At 67.4% G+C, this 16,214-nt stretch carries 19 protein-coding genes; 7 read left to right on the forward strand and 12 right to left on the reverse strand.

Features of this window, described 5'->3' with window-relative positions; genetic code table 11:
* Nucleotides 1–78: 78 nt before the first annotated feature.
* Nucleotides 79–843, forward strand: a complete 765-nt coding sequence (locus tag ACJH5R_RS03610; protein WP_406781330.1) for an SDR family NAD(P)-dependent oxidoreductase — start codon at nucleotides 79–81, stop codon at nucleotides 841–843.
* Here ACJH5R_RS03610 and ACJH5R_RS03615 read toward each other — a convergent pair.
* Nucleotides 824–2,170 (reverse strand): Ig-like domain-containing protein, encoded by a 1,347-nt coding sequence (locus ACJH5R_RS03615; protein WP_406781366.1) that lies wholly within the window; start codon nucleotides 2,168–2,170, stop codon nucleotides 824–826. The two genes, ACJH5R_RS03610 and ACJH5R_RS03615, sit on opposite strands and share 20 nt — an antisense overlap.
* Before the next feature lie 16 nt (nucleotides 2,171–2,186).
* Complete coding sequence (locus tag ACJH5R_RS03620) at nucleotides 2,187–3,245, reverse strand: UDP-N-acetylmuramate dehydrogenase (protein WP_406781331.1); 1,059 nt, start codon at nucleotides 3,243–3,245, stop codon at nucleotides 2,187–2,189.
* 26 nt (nucleotides 3,246–3,271) lie between these two features.
* Between ACJH5R_RS03620 and ACJH5R_RS03625 the strand changes: the two genes are divergently transcribed.
* The 4 genes from ACJH5R_RS03625 (at nucleotide 3,272) to ACJH5R_RS03640 (ending at nucleotide 6,468) form a co-directional block, all read left to right on the forward strand.
* On the forward strand, nucleotides 3,272–3,793 hold the full coding sequence (locus ACJH5R_RS03625; protein WP_406756456.1) for a DUF2505 domain-containing protein: 522 nt from the start codon (nucleotides 3,272–3,274) through the stop codon (nucleotides 3,791–3,793).
* A gap of 9 nt (nucleotides 3,794–3,802) precedes the next feature.
* Nucleotides 3,803–4,621 carry a carbon-nitrogen hydrolase family protein gene (locus tag ACJH5R_RS03630; protein ID WP_406756457.1) on the forward strand — a complete coding sequence of 273 codons (819 nt, stop codon included), beginning with the start codon at nucleotides 3,803–3,805 and terminating at the stop codon, nucleotides 4,619–4,621.
* Between the two features lie 122 nt (nucleotides 4,622–4,743).
* On the forward strand, nucleotides 4,744–5,682 hold the full coding sequence (locus ACJH5R_RS03635; protein WP_406756582.1) for a DUF2993 domain-containing protein: 939 nt from the start codon (nucleotides 4,744–4,746) through the stop codon (nucleotides 5,680–5,682).
* Between the two features lie 9 nt (nucleotides 5,683–5,691).
* Nucleotides 5,692–6,468 carry a DUF2993 domain-containing protein gene (locus ACJH5R_RS03640; protein WP_406756458.1) on the forward strand — a complete coding sequence of 259 codons (777 nt, stop codon included), beginning with the start codon at nucleotides 5,692–5,694 and terminating at the stop codon, nucleotides 6,466–6,468.
* A 4-nt stretch (nucleotides 6,469–6,472) separates the two neighbouring features.
* Here the strand turns inward: ACJH5R_RS03640 and ACJH5R_RS03645 are convergent, their stop codons facing one another.
* The 8 genes from ACJH5R_RS03645 to ACJH5R_RS03680 all read right to left on the reverse strand — a co-directional run bounded on the left by ACJH5R_RS03645 (nucleotide 6,473) and on the right by ACJH5R_RS03680 (nucleotide 12,126).
* The gene (locus ACJH5R_RS03645; protein WP_406756459.1) at nucleotides 6,473–6,982 is read right to left on the reverse strand and encodes a hypothetical protein; all 510 of its coding nucleotides are present in this window, start codon (nucleotides 6,980–6,982) and stop codon (nucleotides 6,473–6,475) included.
* Complete coding sequence (locus tag ACJH5R_RS03650; protein WP_406756460.1) at nucleotides 6,979–8,139, reverse strand: DUF4226 domain-containing protein; 1,161 nt, start codon at nucleotides 8,137–8,139, stop codon at nucleotides 6,979–6,981. The genes ACJH5R_RS03645 and ACJH5R_RS03650 overlap by 4 nt, the downstream gene beginning before the upstream one ends.
* 52 nt (nucleotides 8,140–8,191) lie before the next feature.
* Nucleotides 8,192–8,875: a deoxyribose-phosphate aldolase gene (gene deoC, locus ACJH5R_RS03655; protein WP_406756461.1), complete on the reverse strand. Its 684-nt coding sequence runs from the start codon at nucleotides 8,873–8,875 to the stop codon at nucleotides 8,192–8,194.
* Nucleotides 8,875–9,282 carry a DUF2599 domain-containing protein gene (locus ACJH5R_RS03660; protein ID WP_406756462.1) on the reverse strand — a complete coding sequence of 136 codons (408 nt, stop codon included), beginning with the start codon at nucleotides 9,280–9,282 and terminating at the stop codon, nucleotides 8,875–8,877. Before ACJH5R_RS03660 ends, deoC begins: the two co-directional genes overlap by 1 nt.
* A 4-nt stretch (nucleotides 9,283–9,286) precedes the next feature.
* Nucleotides 9,287–9,568, reverse strand: a complete 282-nt coding sequence (locus ACJH5R_RS03665; RefSeq protein ID WP_067966687.1) for a DUF2516 family protein — start codon at nucleotides 9,566–9,568, stop codon at nucleotides 9,287–9,289.
* A 43-nt stretch (nucleotides 9,569–9,611) separates the two neighbouring features.
* Nucleotides 9,612–10,223, reverse strand: coding sequence for a heparin-binding hemagglutinin (locus ACJH5R_RS03670; RefSeq protein WP_406756463.1), 612 nt, complete (start codon nucleotides 10,221–10,223; stop codon nucleotides 9,612–9,614).
* A gap of 61 nt (nucleotides 10,224–10,284) precedes the next feature.
* Nucleotides 10,285–10,677: a helix-turn-helix domain-containing protein gene (locus ACJH5R_RS03675; protein WP_406756464.1), complete on the reverse strand. Its 393-nt coding sequence runs from the start codon at nucleotides 10,675–10,677 to the stop codon at nucleotides 10,285–10,287.
* Nucleotides 10,678–10,764: 87 nt separating this feature from the next.
* Complete coding sequence (locus tag ACJH5R_RS03680; protein ID WP_406756465.1) at nucleotides 10,765–12,126, reverse strand: DUF445 domain-containing protein; 1,362 nt, start codon at nucleotides 12,124–12,126, stop codon at nucleotides 10,765–10,767.
* A gap of 150 nt (nucleotides 12,127–12,276) precedes the next feature.
* Here ACJH5R_RS03680 and ACJH5R_RS03685 point away from each other — a divergent pair, with 150 nt between their 5' ends.
* Nucleotides 12,277–13,026: a TetR/AcrR family transcriptional regulator gene (locus tag ACJH5R_RS03685; protein WP_406756466.1), complete on the forward strand. Its 750-nt coding sequence runs from the start codon at nucleotides 12,277–12,279 to the stop codon at nucleotides 13,024–13,026.
* Between the two features lie 142 nt (nucleotides 13,027–13,168).
* Nucleotides 13,169–13,615 carry a hypothetical protein gene (locus ACJH5R_RS03690; RefSeq protein WP_406756467.1) on the forward strand — a complete coding sequence of 149 codons (447 nt, stop codon included), beginning with the start codon at nucleotides 13,169–13,171 and terminating at the stop codon, nucleotides 13,613–13,615.
* Between the two features lie 4 nt (nucleotides 13,616–13,619).
* Here the strand turns inward: ACJH5R_RS03690 and ACJH5R_RS03695 are convergent, their stop codons facing one another.
* Both ACJH5R_RS03695 and aceA read right to left on the reverse strand, forming a co-directional pair.
* Nucleotides 13,620–14,474: a 3-hydroxybutyryl-CoA dehydrogenase gene (locus ACJH5R_RS03695; protein WP_406756468.1), complete on the reverse strand. Its 855-nt coding sequence runs from the start codon at nucleotides 14,472–14,474 to the stop codon at nucleotides 13,620–13,622.
* A gap of 310 nt (nucleotides 14,475–14,784) precedes the next feature.
* Entirely contained in the window at nucleotides 14,785–16,071 is a 1,287-nt protein-coding gene (aceA, locus tag ACJH5R_RS03700; RefSeq protein ID WP_406756469.1) for an isocitrate lyase, read from the reverse strand.
* Nucleotides 16,072–16,214 lie beyond the last annotated feature (143 nt).

The following is a 16,214-nucleotide window of genomic DNA, read 5'->3' on the forward strand; positions in this document are numbered from 1 at the left end:
GACCAGACAGACCGCTGTCAGAAAGCGGGCACTGCGAGACATAGCTGAGAATCTATCACGATCACTAAGGTTGTGGCGATGACGACATCTGCGCGCGATCAGCGCATTGCCGTGGTCACCGGAGCCAGCTCGGGCATCGGCGAGGCGACCGCGAGAACTCTTGCCGGACAAGGTTTTCACGTCATCGTCGTGGCTCGTCGCGCCGATCGGCTCGCCGCGCTGGCCGAGGAGATCGGCGGTACCGCGGTAGTGACGGATGTCACTGACCCGGTCGCCGTCGACGCACTGGCCGAGGCGTGCGACCAGGTCGCCGGTTCGATCAATGTGCTGGTCAACAATGCCGGCGGAGCCAAAGGCCTGGCATCGGTGGAGGCGGCCGACCTCGATCACTGGCGCTGGATGTGGGAGACCAACGTGCTGGGCACCCTGCATGTGACACGCGCGTTGCTGCCGAAACTGGTCGCCTCCGGTGACGGCCTGGTGATCACGGTGACCTCGATCGCGGCGTTCGAGATCTATGACGGTGGCGCCGGCTACACCTCAGCTAAACACGCCCAGAGCGCACTGCACCGCACGCTGCGGGGCGAACTGCTGGGAAAGCCGGTGCGGCTCACCGAGATCGCCCCCGGGATGGTGGACACCGAGTTCTCCCTGGTGCGTTTCGGCGGGGACCGGGAGCGGGCCGACGCCGTCTATTCCGGTCTGACCCCGCTGACGGCGGCCGACATCGCCGAGGTGATCGGGTTCGTGGCCTCCCGGCCGCCACACGTCGACCTCGACCAGATCGTCATCCGTCCCCGCGACCAGGCATCGGCGACCCGGGCTAACCGCCGGGCTGACTAGGCGGACTCGGGCTCGTCGTAGTCGTGGGCGTGCCCGACAGTGTCGGCGCGTCGGTCGGGGTGGCCGGCGCGGTGCTGGGCAGCGAGGTTCGGGGTGGTTCGGAATTCGACAACGCCGACATCGAGACCCAGGTGTCCCAGTCCACCGCCCAGTCCCAGATATCCCCGTCGGCGTATGACAGCTCGATCGAGCTGCCGGTCACTTCGACGGGGTCGCCGTAGATCGCGCTGTGGAAGTACTGCTCGGCGTCGTCTGTGGACAAGTTGATGCAGCCGTTGGTGACATTGGTGTTGCCCTGAGCGCCCGCACTGGCCGGGTTGGCGTGGATGAACTCGCCGTTGTTGGAGATGCGGACCGCCCAGCGCTCATGGATGTTGCTGTAGCCGGCGGCCGGGTTGGACATGTAGAAGTCCGCGTACTTCTCGCTCACCACGTGGATGCCGTTGCGGGTGACGTTGCGCGGCTTGTCGGCTTCCCCGTAGCTGCAGGGGAAGTCCATGATCACGCCCTCGTCGCGGATCACCTGTATGCGGTGCGAGGAGACTTCGGCGCGCACCAGCTGACGCCGTCCGATAGAGAAGTCCAGCGACATGTCCTGTGCCCCGTAGGCGCCGTCGCCGAACGCCAGGCCGTACAGCTTGGCGCTCACTCGGACGGTGGTTCCAGCCGGGAAATAGTCGCGGCTGCGCCAGTGCACCCGGGCGCCCTGCACCTCGTCGGGCAACCAGGCCCAGCCGCCTTGCACCGACGGCTCGGTGACGACGGTCAGGGCCCGCTCGACAGCAGCCTTGTCGGCGACCGGTCCGTCGAATTGCAGGATCACCGGCGCGGCGACCCCCACCGTCTGGCCATCGGCCAGCTGAAAGCCGCCATCGATGACGGCGGTGGGCGCGACCGTGGTGATGCTGCCGGTGACCGGCACGGCGTTGCCGTCGTGGCCCACCACCGACCCGCTCCAGGTGTAGACCGAGTCATAGCCCAGCGGTTCGGTGACGGTGTAGCGCGTGCGCTCCCGATTGAAGGTCCCGGCGAGCACCTTGCCGGACGGGCTGGTCAGCGCAACCCGTTGAAACCAGCCGTCGCGGATCGTGACGGCGACGGCAGCGGTGGGCAGCACGTCGGCCACCGTTCCGTGTTCCAGGGCGGGCTCGAACGTGAGGGCGGGCGCAGACTGCGGCGCCTTCTCGGCGCTCGTCCCGGGCCGGCCGAAACATCCCGCCAGAGTGGTCGGCGCCACAACCCCGGCAGCCAGCGCAGCCAATGCACGTCGCCGGTTCAGGGTCACGGCATTCCAAGATACCGGCCCAGCCGCCTGACCACCTGCGATGCTGCTTACACCTGGTTTACAGCGCGCACCCGACGAGCACCGGCTCGGGATGCAAGGTGATGCCGAACGCCTCGTGCACCCCGTCCCGCACGACGCGAGCCAGGCCCACAATGTCGGCGGAGGTGGCGCCGCCCCGATTGGTCAACGCCAACGCATGTTTCGTGGACAGTCGGGCAGTCGCCCCCACACCCGGATAGCCCTTGCCGAAACCGGCCCGCTCCACCAGCCAACCGGCCGCCAACTTCACGCCGCCGGGGGCGTCCCAGTGCGGCACCGAGCCGCTCTCCCGATCCGCCAGGGTGCGGTAGACGTCTTGGGGCACTACCGGATTGGTAAAGAACGAGCCAACACTCCAGGTGTCGTGATCGCTCGCGTCGAGCACCATGCCCTTTGCCGCCCGTAGCGCGAGCACCGCAGCGCGGACCGCAGCCGGGTCGGCCCGCTCGCCGTCGGCGGCCTGCAGCGCGGCGGTCAACTCGCCGTACCGCAACGGCGCGCTGCGCCCGCCCGCGTCCAGTTCGAATTCCACCTCCAGCACCACCGCCGCATCCGAGTGCTTGAGCACACTGGTGCGGTAGCCCAGCCCCAACTCGGCCGCCGGTGTCCAGCGCACCTCGCCGGTGCGTCGATCCAGCAGCAGAACCCGGGTCAGGCGGTCGGCAACCTCCACACCGTAGGCCCCGACGTTCTGTACCGGGGTGGCGCCGGCCGAGCCGGGAATGCCCGACAAACACTCCAGCCCGCCCAGGTTCGCAGCGACCGCGTACGCGACGACGTCGTCCCAGACCGCGCCCGCTTCGGCCCGCAGCAGATTGCCGTCGATGGTGATGCCGGCATTGGCCAGCACCACCACGGTCAGGTCCTCGAGGTCGTCGGCGATCAGCACGTTCGAGCCCCCCGCCAGCAGCAGCGGGCGGTCACCGGCCGTGTCGAGTTCGCCCAGCGTTGCCACGATCTGCTCGGTGTCGGTGCAGGTGATGACGCGTCGGGCGACCGGTCCCACCCGCAGGGTGGTCAACGGCGCCAGCGGTACCGCCTCAGCGACACGCGCGCCCGCGAACTCGGAACCCGCCACGGCCGGTAACGGTAGCGTGACCAGCTATGCCGCGTACATTCACGCTCTCCGAGCACTACCCGGCAACCGTCGAGCAGGTGTACGCAGTCTTCGCCGACGAGCACTACTGGCGGGCCCGGCTGGCCGACTCCGGAGCCGATGTCGTGGCGTTGGACTCGATGACCGTCGGCCCCGATGGCGGCGTCGACGTCGCCACCACCCAGGGCATTCACCGGGAGAAGTTGCCCGCGCTGGCGGCCCAGTTCCATCCCGGCAACCTGGACGTGGCACGGCATGAGACATGGCGTCCGGTGCACGACGGGAAGGCCCACGCCCAGGTGACCGGCAAGGTCGTCGGTGCACCGGCCAAGCTGTCCGGCGACGCGGTGCTGGCGCCGGCGGCCGGCGGTTGTGAGTTGCGACTGACCGCGACGGTGCAGGTCGATATCCCGCTGGTGGGCGGCAAGATCGAAAGCTTCATCGGCGGGCAGTTGGCCGAGCTGATGACCACCGAGCAACGGTTCACCGCGACGTGGTTGAGGCGCGGCGGCGCAACACCGACGGAATAGGCTGGATCCATGCGGATTGCGTGTGCGCAGATACTCAGCGGCACCGACCCGGCCGCGAATCTGCAACTGGTGACCGATTACACCGAGCGGGCCGCCGAGCAGGGGGCGTCGCTGGTGGTGTTCCCGGAGGCGGCGATGTGCCGGTTCGGGGTACCGCTGGGCCCGGTTGCCGAGCCGCTCGACGGGCCGTGGGCCACGCAGGTTCGCGCAGTCGCCGCGCGAGCTCAGATCACCGTTGTCGCGGGGATGTTCACCCCGGCCGTTGATGGACGCGTCGCCAACACACTGCTGGCCGTCGGCCCGGGAACCGACACGCACTATCACAAGATCCACCTGTACGACGCCTTCGGTTTCACCGAATCACGCACGGTGGCACCGGGATTCGAGCCGGTGGTGATCGACGTCGACGGCGTCGGTGTCGGACTGTCGACCTGCTACGACATCCGATTCCCGGCGCTGTACACCGAGCTGGCCGACCGCGGCGCGCAGCTGATCGCGGTCGGCGCCTCGTGGGGCGCCGGCCCGGGGAAACGGTCCCAGTGGGAGCTGTTGGCCCGGGCTCGGGCGCTGGATTCGACCAGCTACGTCGTCGCGGTCGGGCAGGCCGACCCGGGCGGTCCGGCGGATTCCTCCGGCGCGCCGACCGGAGTGGGCCACAGCATGATCACCTCACCGTGGGGTGAGGTGATCGCCGAAGCCGGTGCCGCGCCGCAGCTATTGGTCAGCGATGTCGACCTCGACGCGGTCTCCGCCGCCCGCCGGACGCTGGCCGTGTTGGGCAATCGTGCGGCCTTCCTTCAGGTCGGTAAGGCAGAATCGCGCGGGTGAGCAATCCGCCCGGACCTCCCCAAGACGAGTCACCCTGGGCTCGCCCCACCGGCCAGCCCGAGCCCCAAGGCGGCGCTACGCCGCCCCGTCCGCCGGAACCGTCCGCCTCGCCCACCCAGCAGATGCCGGCGGGTCGGCGTGAAGAGGCCACCACCCGGATTCCCGCGGCACCTGCACAACCTCCGGTGCCGCCGCAGGCCCCGGCGCCCGCGCAAGGCGCCGTGCCGCCGCCCACCGACCCGGTGCCGCAGCCGCCTCCGGCACCTGCCGGCGAGGCGCCCACCACCGTGATCGAAGCCCCGGCTGCCCCGTCGCGGTCGGCTTCGGTACTGCGTGACCCGCTGGCTCTGGTGCTGATCTTGGTGACAGTGATCGCGCTGGCGCTGGCCGGGTTGATCGGCGCCGAGCTGATCGCTCGCCGTATCGGCGACAGCAAGGTGGCCAAGGCAACCGAGTGCGTGGTGAACGACAAGGCGAGTGCCTCGTTCGGGGTGACGCCGCCGTTCCTGTGGCAGCACATCACCGGCAACTACACCAATATCTCCATCCACACCGCGGGAAATCAGGTCAAAGACGCCAAGCAGATGACGGCCGACTTGAGCATCTCCGATGTCGATCTGCACGGCAGCGGCGACTCGCGGGGCACCATCGGTTCCCTGCAAGCGACGTTGACCTGGCCGTCGGCCGGCATCAAAGAGACCGTCCAGAACATGGTGCCGATCCTGGGCAACCTGGTCTCCGACCTCAAGACCAACGCGGCCGACGGCACCGTGGAGCTGCGGGGTGCATTCGGTCTGGCCACCGTTGTGGTCAAACCCGAAGTCGTCAACGGAGGCCTGTCCCTGCAGGTGCAGAAGCTGACCGGCCTGGGCGCCCTGACCCTGCCCCGTGAATCGCTGCAGCCCGAGTTGGACAGGTTCGCCACGGAGCTTACGAAGCGCTATCCACTCGGTCTACGCGCCGACGGCATTGAGGTCACCGACACCGGCGTGGTGGCGCGGTTCTCCACCCACAACGCCTCGATTCCGCGGACGGATGACCCCTGCTTCGAGCATCTGTAACCTTGCACAATGAGCGCACCCGGACCCACACATCGGTTTTCCGGCCTGCCGGCGATCATGCTGGCCTTGACCGCGGTGCTCGCAATAGCACTGGTAGGAATGCTCGGCGGTGAGCTTTACGCCCGCCACCGCGCGAACACCTTGGTGGCCGACGCCGTCCAATGCGAGGCGCAGGACAGCGCCACCGTGTCCTTCGGGACCACTCCCCCGGTGCTGGCCCAGTACTTCAACGGCGAGTACTCCCACATCTCGGTCAAGACCGCAGGCAACCAGATCCGGCAGGCCAAGGGCATGCAGCTCGACCTGGACATCCGCAACGTCAAGCTGAACAAGGACAAGAAGGACTCAGACGCTTCAGCCTCGAAGGGCACCATCGGATCACTGGACGGCACCATCACCTGGCCGGCCGACGGCATCAAGCAGTCGATTCAAGACGTTGTTCCGATGATCGGCAGCATCGTCACCGGCAGTGTCACCGCCGATCCGGGCGCCGGCACCGTCCAACTCAAGGGCCTGCTCAACAAGGCGACCGTCAAGCCGCAGCTGGTGAACAACGGGCTGTCGCTGCAGGTGGTCGACCTGGAGGCGCTGGGGCATGATCTGGACACCGACACCGTGCAGCGCCGCCTCGACGAACTCACCGCCAAAGTGACGAATGATCTTCCGCTGGGCATACACCTCGACAGCGTGCAAGTCACCGATTCCGGTGTGGTGGTGAAATTCTCGACCCAGAATGCCGCCATCGAGCAGGGGTCGTCGTCGAGCCAGTGCTTCGACTCGTTGTAACGCGTCAGTTCCGGGCGAGCCGGAAGTATCCGTAGAGGTAAGCGTCGGTGTCGGCCGCGTCGGATCCCGGGGTGCGATTGAAGCCCGCGACCAGGATCAGGTCGTCGTTGAACCAACGCCGAAGCCCGCCGTTGTGCCCGTACACGCTGTATTCGATGGCGAAGTCGGTAGCGAAACCATCCGCCGTCAGCGCGTAGCCGGACGGCGCGAGCTCCGGCCCGACGAAGTGCCGCAACGCATCCCACACCAGTGGGACACCGGATGCGAGAAACCGTTCGTCGGCCACCCGGTAGCCGGGCGCTATGCCGTCGGCGAATTCGCGCAACTGCTTCTCGGCGCCGGCGTGATCGGGCACCGATGTGACGGGAATGTCGGCGCTCTGGGCGTACACCCGAATGTCACCCAGCGCGGGCGGTGCAGCGCTTCGGTAGTGCCAGAAGGCATATCCGGCAAGGACCGTGACGGCTCCCATGACCACCGCTGCGCTTATCACCATCGCCTTGCTTGCCTTCATCCGAGTGAACCGATGTTGACGCCCGCCATCGGGTGCGTGCCGAGGGGACCGGGCAGCCCGGACCCGATCAGGTCGCCGAGCCGCACGGTGACCAGCGCATCGGGGGTGTCGATCGGCGTGCCGGTATTGGTTTCCCAGGGATTCCGCAGCGTCACCATGGCGTCGCTGCCGGTACCGCTGATGCCTTCGACCACATAGACATGACTTTGCGTCAACGGTGCTCCCTCAGGAGAAGTCGAGATCGTCACCGGCTGATGATTGGCCAACGCCCCGGAAATCGCTTGGTCGATATGCTGATTGGTGAACCAGACGTTCTGCGGGTTGATCACGGTGCCGCGGTTGCCGGTCAGCGCCTCCATCGCATCCTTGGCGTAGCCACCCTGCCCGATCCCCGCGTCGTTGCCGAGGGCGTCGGCGAGATCCCGGCCCGGGTACTTGAGTTTCGCGTACGCCGACTCCAGCACCGTCGGCCACAACGCCGCATCGGGCCGGCCATTGTCGAGCCAGCTCGCGCCGTTGTGTTTGATGTCGGTGTCGATGTCGGCCTGCGTGACGCCGATATGCTTCCACTCCCGCCCGTCCCAGAGGGTGACGTCGAAAGTCCCCGTCTGGTCGTCGAACTGAATGCGATCTTTAATCCACTGTGGGTTGGCGTTGGCGATGGCACCCATGGTGGCGTCTAGATAGCAGTCCCCGACGCTGTCCTGCTTCACGTCGGCGGCGGTCGGGTCATGAGGGTAGAGATCGTTGGCGGTCCACCGGTGTTGGCCACCGCGCGTATCGATCGGGGGAGACAGCGGCGCGCCGTCACCCAGCGGATACCGCAGCGACCGCAGCGTCCCCGTCCTGCTCGCACTGTCAGCGGAAACCTCGTCCACCACCCGATGGATCTCCCTGGCCTTGGTGGCCAGGAAGGCCTGGAATTGCCGAGCGCCCGCGGGGGTGTCCAAGCCCAGTACGCCTCGTCGGGCCACGACGTCGCTGATCTCGACCTCAATGGCGTCCAGGCGCCGGCGCCCCCACGCCGCCTTTCGGCAGGCCCCACCCAGCGCCTCGGCGAAAGTCCGATCCACCTCGACCGCGGTGGCGAGACGCTGCATTAGATTCTGCTCGCGCGCACGCGCGGCGTCGGCGAACGCACCACGCACATCGGGCATAGCCGCAAAGGTTATCGGCGCTCTGCCGGCTTGGGTAGTCACCCAAGCCGCGCTACCCCAGGCCGTCGAGCACCGCCCGCGTGCCGGACAACCCCAGCCGAGTCGCCCCGGCCTCGATCATGGCCAGCGCGTCCGCCGTTGTGCGGATACCGCCGCTGGCCTTGACCCCCAACCGGCCACCGACGGTGTCGGCCATCAGCGACACCGCGTGCATGCTTGCCCCGCCGGAAGGATGGAATCCGGTGGAGGTCTTCACGAAATCCGCGCCGGCGTCTTCGGCGGCCCGGCAGGCAGCGACCACAGCCGCGTCGCCGGCGAACTCCAGCAGCGCGGCGGATTCGATGATCACCTTGAGCACCGCCTGGGGCACCGCGGCGCGCACGGTCGCGATATCGCCGCCCACCGCGGCAAAATCACCCGCCAGTGCCGCGCCGACATCGATGACCATGTCGATCTCGGCCGCTCCGTCCGCGGCGGCCAGTGCCGCCTCCTGAGCTTTGACCACCGACAGATGCTTGCCGGACGGGAAGCCGGCAACCGCGGCGATCGGGACGCCGGAGGGGTTGGCTCCAGCGGCTATGGCCACCATGGACGGCGATACGCAGACCGCGGCGACACCGAGCTCGGCGGCTTCGGCGACGACGGCGACCACCTGGGCCGCGGTGGCTTCGGGTTTGAGCAGGGTGTGGTCGACCAGTTTGGCCACCCGGTCGCGGTCCCATCGGGTGGTGAGCATCAGAAAGCCTCCTCGGCGGCACCAGGATTGCATCCGGATTCGAGCATCGTCACGTTGTCGACGACGGGGCGCCACGGCTCGAGATTCCAGCTGGTCTTGCCGGGTCGGGCGAACTCGGCATAGCTGAAGTGGCAGAGGAACTGGTCGCGCATGCCGGGGGTATCGGCATCGGGAGCGCTGGCGAGCACCTCGCTCCAAGCCTGTTCACCCGCGGCATCGGTGTCGAGCCGCAGCGCCGCCGCCCGCGCAGCGGGAGTCGGATACACCCGCAGGCTGGACTGGCCGTCGTAGCTGACCCACTCGGTGTGGTCGACATAGCCGAACAACCCGGTCTCGGCGGTGGCCGGCGCCGCACCCAGCACCGCGGCCGCGGCACCCAAGGCGGCAATGACGAACGCACGCGGCATGGGACTAGTGGGACTTGCCTTGGACCTCAAGGAGTCGGGGCCGCACGTCCACCAGGTAGACCCCGGCCGCGCAGGCCGCGATCGCCATCCCCATCACCTGCAACACCAATGCCAGCAGCCCGCACACCCCGAGGATCACCAGCCAGACCGGCTTGGTGAGCTTGTCGGCGGCGGTGTAAGCGTCGGAGCGTTGCATCGCCGCGTGGACGAAGGCGTACACCGACGTCGCGAAGACGGCGATCTGCAAAACGCCAAGGACGGTACCCACCAGGTTCGCAGCGATCACGCTGCAAGCCTAGGCGGGCACCGTCCCGGGCGTCGAACTGCGACTACTTCTGGGTGACCTTCTTGGCCGGAGCCTTCTTAGCAGCCGGAGCCTTCTTGGCCGGAGCCTTCTTGGCCGGGGCCTTCTTGGCGGCCGGAGCCTTCTTGGCCGGAGCCGGCGCGGGCTCGTCCTTCTTGGGCAGCTCGATGCCGACCAGCTTGGCGGCGCGCTCGCCGACCTCGCGGGTCTGCGACGCGACGTTGCCCAGCACCTCCTGGGTCAGCTCGACGGCCTGGTCGACGTAGCCCTCCACCTGCGCCGAGGCGTCGTCCAGACCGGACTGGCTGCGCAGCCGCACCAGCGCGGCCTCACCGCGCGCCACCAGATCGTTGTACCGGTCGCTGGCAGCCTCCACGTAGCCCTCGGCGGCCTTGCGCAGCTCGTCGGCGGTGAAGCGCTCCCGCAGTTCGGCGAGCTGCTCGGGCAGCTCCTCCTGCAGCTTGTTCAGGCGAGCGCGGCTCTCCTCAACCCGGGTGCTGGCGTCTTCGCGGGCTTCGCCGGCACGATCGCGCAAGTTGGCGACGAGGTCGTTCACGGTGGCCAGCGCCAGGTCGGCGGCGCCGAGCGCGGCGAGCAGGGGGGCCTTCAGTTCTTCGATGGTCGGGTTCTCGGCCATGTCGGGTTCCTTTCGGGTTGAAATCGTGCGTAGGTAATTCGGTCAGGAGAACGACAGAGGATCAGTCAGGTGGCGTCTCCTCACCGTCGGCTTCGTTCTGCTGGACGAAGGAGGTGTAGATGTCGAGCAGAACCTGCTTTTGCCGTTCCGTGATCGCTGCATCGGCAATGACGGCGTCACGGACCTCGCTCTTCTCGCTCGGCTCCAAAATTCCCGCCCGGACGTAGAGCACCTCGGCGGAAACCCTTAGGGCCTTGGCGATCTGGTTGAGGACGTCAGCGGAAGGCTTGCGCAGTCCACGTTCGATCTGGCTCAGATACGGGTTGCTGACGCCGGCCTTGTCGGCCAGCTGACGCATGGACACCTGCGCGGCTTCGCGCTGGGACCGAATAAAGCTACCGATATCCGCCGCAGCCGTGGAGACCACTGCGGTGAGCTTGTCATCCTGCGACACCGGTGACCCCTTTCGTGGACTGGCGAGTGCTGACACGTGCCACGATACGGCCCAGTGCTAACTTTTGCAAGCACTTGCTAGCGCAGGTCAGAACATAAGTTGAGCTATGGCGTAGATCGCCAGGCCGGCCAGCGCGCCGACCACGGTCCCGTTGATCCGGATGAACTGCAAGTCCCGCCCCACGTGCAGTTCGATGCGCCGGCTCGCCTCGGCGGCATCCCAGCGCTCGATGGTCTCGGTGATGATCGCGGTGATCTCCACCCCGTAGTGGCCCACCAGGTGTTGCGCCGCCCGCACGATCCAGTTGTCGACCTTGTCGCGCAATTCGGCCTTGTCGCGCAACGACTCTCCGACCTGAACCACCGTCGAGGCCACCCGGGTCCGCAGCGCGCTGGACGGGTCGTCGACACCCTCGAGCACCAGCCGCTTGAGCGTCCGCCAGGCCGTGGCCGCGGCATTGGCGACCTCCTCGCGGGCCATCAACTGCTCCTTGACCGCATCGGCCTTCGCGATGGTCGCCTGGTCGTGCTGCAGATCGTCGGCGAACTCGAACAGGAATCGGGTCGCGCTGCGCCGCAATTCGTGATCAGGATTACGCCGCACCTTGTCGGTGAAATCCATCAATTCACGGTGGATGCGGTCACCGACCAGGTGGTCGACGAACCGCGGCGACCAGGTCGGCGAATCGCGCTCCACCACCCGCTGGATGACTTCACCGGCATTCAGCGACCACTGGAAGGCCCGGTCGGCCAGCAGCTGGATCAGCGCCTCCTGCCGGTTCTCCGCCAGCAGGGAGCCCAGAACCCGGCCAACCGGCGGACCCCAGTGCGGCTCGGCGATGCGCTGCACGATCATCCGGTCGATCACCTCCTGCACGTCGTCGTCGCGCAGCATCTCGATCAGGACCCGCAGCACGGTCGCGGTCTCAGCGGCCACCCGCTCGGCATGCGCCGGCTCCGAGAGCCACTTACCCACCCGGCCGGCGATCTGCGCGTCACGCAGCTTGGTCTCGATCACCGGCGGTGACAGGAAGTTCTCCCGCACGAAGGTGCCCAACCCCTCCCCGAGCTGGTCCTTCTTGCGCTTGATGATCGCGGTGTGCGGAATGGGGATGCCCAGCGGATGCTTGAACAGTGCGGTGACCGCGAACCAGTCCGCCAGCGCACCCACCATGCCGGCCTCGGCCGCCGCGCCGACGTAGCCCACCCAGACGGGGGCCCCGCCCTCCAGGCCGCGGGCGGCTGCCCATCGGCACAGTAGGAAGACCACAGTGGCGCCGAGCAGGAAGCTCAGCGCCACCACTTTCATCCGGCGCAGATCACGCAACCGAACCGCGTCCGCGCCCGGATCGGCGCCGGCGAACGACTCCGCCAACGACTGCACCGTTTGCGCGGCACCCGGCCAACTCGACTGGTTCTCTGGATGCACCACCCCACCATCATCCGCCATCTGCGCGGGCGGTCGGGCATATGCGGCGGTTCCAGCTTCGTCTCGTCTTTGGCGAGCCTCGCCAAACCACCGGTAACTGTTACCGGCCCACAAAGTTTGCTGCACCAGCCCGTATTATCTATTGCGTCTAGGGAATGGGAATCCGCGATAGTGGCAGAGCAGCTCCAGGCCGGCACCGCCAAGACCGACGGTCGTAAACGGCGTTGGCACCAGCACAAGGTCGACCGCCGCAACGACCTGATCGATGGAACGATCGAGGCGATCCGGCGCCGCGGCCGCTATGTGAGCATGGACGAGATCGCCGCGGAGATCGGCGTGTCCAAGACGGTCCTGTACCGGTATTTCGTCGACAAGAACGACCTGACCACCGCGGTGATGATGCGCTTCGCGCAGACCACGCTGATCCCGAATATGGCCAAGGCGCTGTCGGCGAATCTGGACGGGTTCGACCTGGTCCGCGAGATCATCCGGGTGTACGTGCAGACAGTGGCCAACGAACCCGAGCCGTACCGGTTCGTGATGGCCAACAGCTCGGCCAGCAAGAGCAAGGTGATCGCCGACTCCGAGCGCATCATCGCCCGGATGCTCGCGGTGATGCTGCGGCGCCGCATGAACGCGGTCGGGATGGACACCCGCGGGGTCGAGCCGTGGGCCTACATGACCGTCGGCGGCGTGCAGTTGGCCACGCACTCCTGGCTGCTGGACCCGCGGATGAGCGCCGACGACCTGATCGACTACCTGACGATGATGACCTGGAATGCGCTGTGCGGCATCGTCGAGGTGGGCGGATCGCTGGAGAAATTCAACGCCGGCCCGCACCCGTCGCCGATACTGCCGTGGCGGCGAGCGACCAATGCGCAAGCGCGCAACACCGACGTATCGACCCGGTCTGCCCGCTGACCTTGCCTCGCCCCGGGGCACCGCCAATTACCAGGGAAATCCCTGTATCTCTGCGGGACTGAAGCTCCTACCGTCGCAAGCGGGTCGTCTGAACCGACCAGTTGTGATGCGATGTCCTATGAGGGAAGGCAGGTGCCTTACCATGGCCACAACGGACTACCGGCTGGCCGCCAGAGCGGTCTTGTCGGCACTGATCGCTGCCGGAGCATTCGTCAGCTGTCCGCCGCTGGCCAGCGCGGACGACCCGGAACAGCCGCCCGGGCAAGGGCAGGATGCCTGCGCCAGTGGCGACCAGGGCCAACAACCGCAGGACCCGCAGGCGTGCGGAGCCGGTATCGCCAATCGGGCCATCAGCGAGGCCCAGAACGCCGCCGACCAGGCAGCCCGCGCCGCCGGCCAGAACGGTCAGAACAACCCGCCCGGTGACCGCCCACCACAGGACCTGATCACCAACTCGGCCTGCGTGATCTTCAACGGGGTTCCCACGCTCATACCGCCGAGCGGCTTGACCCGCACCGCGTCACCGTTCGACTCGCCCATGGAGGGCAAGCCGTGCTGGTTCGCGTTCGGCGTGAGCCCCACGCACTAACGGATCAGTAGGTGTAGAAGCCCCGGCCGGACTTCTTGCCCAGCTGGCCGGCCTCGACCATGCGCAGCAGCAGCGGCGGCGCGGCGTAGAGCGGCTCCTTGAACTCCTCGTACATCTTGTCCGCGATCAGCTTCAGCGTGTCCAGACCGACCAGGTCGGACAGCCGCAGCGGTCCCATCGGGTGCGACAGGCCGGCGACGATGGCCTTGTCGATGTCCTCGACGGTGGCGAACCCGGACTCGAGCATGCGGACCGCCGACAGCAGGTAGGGCACCAGCAGGGCGTTCACCACGAAGCCGGACCGGTCCGAGCAGCGCACCACCTGCTTGCCCAGCACCGCGCTGGCGAACTCCTCGGTGCGGTCGGCGGCGGCGGGGTCGGTGACCAGGGTGCTGACCAGCTCGACCAGCGGCAGCACCGGAACCGGGTTGAAGAAGTGCAGCCCCAGCACCCGCTGCGGGTTCGCCGTCGCGGCGGCGATCTTCATGATCGGGATGGACGAGGTGTTCGACGCGAGCACGGCGTCCGGGTCGGTGATCACCCGGTCCAGCTCGGCGAAGATCTTCGACTTGACGGTGTCGTCTTCGATGACGGCCTCGATGACCAGCTGCCGATCCGCCAGGTCGCCCAGGTCGGTGGTGAAGGTCAGATTGCCGACGGCGTCGTCGCGCTCGCGTTCGGTGATCTTGCCCGCGCTCACGCCGCGCTCGAGCGACTTGACGATCCGGTTGCGGCCCGCGGTGACCAGTGTGTCGGTGGTCTCGAAGACCTTCACCTCAACGCCGGCACGCGCAGACACCTCGGCGATTCCGGCGCCCATCTGCCCGGCTCCGATGACACCTACTCGTTGGATCGACACGGTCTCCCTTTCAGTCAACGGCAGCAACAGGCCCCGCCCAGGCTGGCTGGGCGGGGCCTGTGCTGTCAACTCCCCCGCGGTGCAATCCGACTTCCACCGCGGGAAACCTCTTCCCTGGCTTCCCTGGCGCGAGCGTGCGTGTCTGTACGTCGACACGCCGTGTCAGGGCGTACAACTGCGCACGCTCGCGGCAAGGTCAGTGGCCTAGTGGCTCACGCCTTCGGTTCCACCTCGCCTCGTGGCTGGTGCCACTCGACTCAGTGGCTCACGCCTTCGGTTCCACCTCGCCTCGTGGCTGGCGCCACTCGACTCAGTGGAACTGGCCCTCTTCGGTCGAGCCGGCCAGCGCCGTGGTCGACGAGGTCGGGTCCACCGTGGTGGCGATCCGGTCGAAGTAACCGGCACCGACCTCGCGCTGGTGCTTGGTGGCGGTGTAGCCGCGCTCCTCGGCAGCGAACTCGCGCTCCTGCAGCTCCACGTAGGCGCTCATCTGCTTGCGGGCGTAGCCGTGGGCCAGATCGAACATCGAGTAGTTCAGCGCGTGGAAGCCGGCCAGCGTGATGAACTGGAACTTGAAGCCCATGGCGCCCAGCTCGTTCTGGAACTTGGCGATGGTCGCGTCGTCCAGGTGCTGCTTCCAGTTGAACGACGGCGAGCAGTTGTAGGCCAGCATCTGGTCCGGGAACTCAGCCTTGACGCCCTCGGCGAACTTGCGGGCCAGCTCCAGGTCCGGAGTACCGGTCTCCATCCAGATCAGGTCGGCGTACGGGGCGTAGGCCTTGGCGCGGGCGATGCAGGGCTCCAGGCCGTTCTTGGTGTAGAAGAAGCCTTCCTTCGTGCGCTCGCCGGTGATGAACGGCTGGTCCCGCTCGTCCACGTCGGAGGTGATCAGGGTGGCGGCCTCGGCGTCGGTCCGGGCGATCACCACGGTCGGCACGTCGGCGACGTCAGCGGCCAGACGGGCCGAGGTCAGGGTCCGGATGTGCTGCTGGGTGGGGATCAGCACCTTGCCGCCCAGGTGGCCACACTTCTTCTCCGAGGCCAGCTGGTCCTCCCAGTGCGAACCCGCGACACCCGCGGCGATCATCGCCTTCTGCAGCTCGTAGACGTTGAGCGCGCCACCGAAGCCGGCCTCGCCGTCGGCCACGATCGGGGCCAGCCAGTTGTCCACCGAGGTGTCACCCTCGACCTTGGCGATCTCGTCGGCGCGCAGCAGCGCGTTGTTGATCCGGCGCACCACCTGCGGCACCGAGTTGGCCGGGTAGAGGCTCTGGTCGGGGTAGGTGTGGCCGGACAGGTTGGCGTCACCGGCGACCTGCCACCCGGACAGGTAGATGGCCTTCAGGCCGGCCCGAACCTGCTGGACGGCCATGTTGCCGGTCAGCGCGCCCAGGGCGTTGATGTAGTCCAGGTCGTGCAGCTGCTCCCACAGCACCTCGGCGCCACGACGGGCCAGGGTGTGCTCCTCGACGACGTGGCCCTGGAGCGCGACGACATCCTCGGCGGTGTAGGTGCGGCTGACACCCTTCCAACGCGGGTTGTGGTCCCAGTCGTGCTGGATCTGCTCGGGGCTCTTCGGCGTGCCAACGGTCGACATGGCGGCTCCTTCGTGTTCGCGCGATCGCCGGGCCGCTTATCGGACTTGCCAACACCCCGACGGATTCACTGGTGTGTTAACAAGACATTGACACACCACATCAGCCCAGGTCCACCGGTTTTCATTGCCAAGTTTGGCCAAAC

Source organism: Mycobacterium sp. SMC-19 (genome assembly GCF_045310815.1).
In the GTDB taxonomy this organism is placed as follows: domain Bacteria; phylum Actinomycetota; class Actinomycetes; order Mycobacteriales; family Mycobacteriaceae; genus Mycobacterium.

Bases quoted from the DNA above. Each gene is read 5' to 3' on its own strand.
- ACJH5R_RS03610 (WP_406781330.1), top strand. From the start codon at position 79: ATGACGACATCTGCGCGCGATCAGCGCATTGCCGTGGTCACCGGAGCC.
- ACJH5R_RS03625 (WP_406756456.1), top strand. From the start codon at position 3,272: ATGCCGCGTACATTCACGCTCTCCGAGCACTACCCGGCAACCGTCGAG.
- ACJH5R_RS03630 (WP_406756457.1), top strand. From the start codon at position 3,803: ATGCGGATTGCGTGTGCGCAGATACTCAGCGGCACCGACCCGGCCGCG.
- ACJH5R_RS03635 (WP_406756582.1), top strand. From the start codon at position 4,744: ATGCCGGCGGGTCGGCGTGAAGAGGCCACCACCCGGATTCCCGCGGCA.
- ACJH5R_RS03640 (WP_406756458.1), top strand. From the start codon at position 5,692: ATGAGCGCACCCGGACCCACACATCGGTTTTCCGGCCTGCCGGCGATC.
- ACJH5R_RS03645 (WP_406756459.1), bottom strand. From the start codon at position 6,982: ATGAAGGCAAGCAAGGCGATGGTGATAAGCGCAGCGGTGGTCATGGGA.
- ACJH5R_RS03650 (WP_406756460.1), bottom strand. From the start codon at position 8,139: ATGCCCGATGTGCGTGGTGCGTTCGCCGACGCCGCGCGTGCGCGCGAG.
- deoC (WP_406756461.1), bottom strand. From the start codon at position 8,875: ATGCTCACCACCCGATGGGACCGCGACCGGGTGGCCAAACTGGTCGAC.
- ACJH5R_RS03660 (WP_406756462.1), bottom strand. From the start codon at position 9,282: ATGCCGCGTGCGTTCGTCATTGCCGCCTTGGGTGCCGCGGCCGCGGTG.
- ACJH5R_RS03670 (WP_406756463.1), bottom strand. From the start codon at position 10,223: ATGGCCGAGAACCCGACCATCGAAGAACTGAAGGCCCCCCTGCTCGCC.
- ACJH5R_RS03680 (WP_406756465.1), bottom strand. From the start codon at position 12,126: ATGGCGGATGATGGTGGGGTGGTGCATCCAGAGAACCAGTCGAGTTGG.
- ACJH5R_RS03690 (WP_406756467.1), top strand. From the start codon at position 13,169: ATGGCCACAACGGACTACCGGCTGGCCGCCAGAGCGGTCTTGTCGGCA.
- aceA (WP_406756469.1), bottom strand. From the start codon at position 16,071: ATGTCGACCGTTGGCACGCCGAAGAGCCCCGAGCAGATCCAGCACGAC.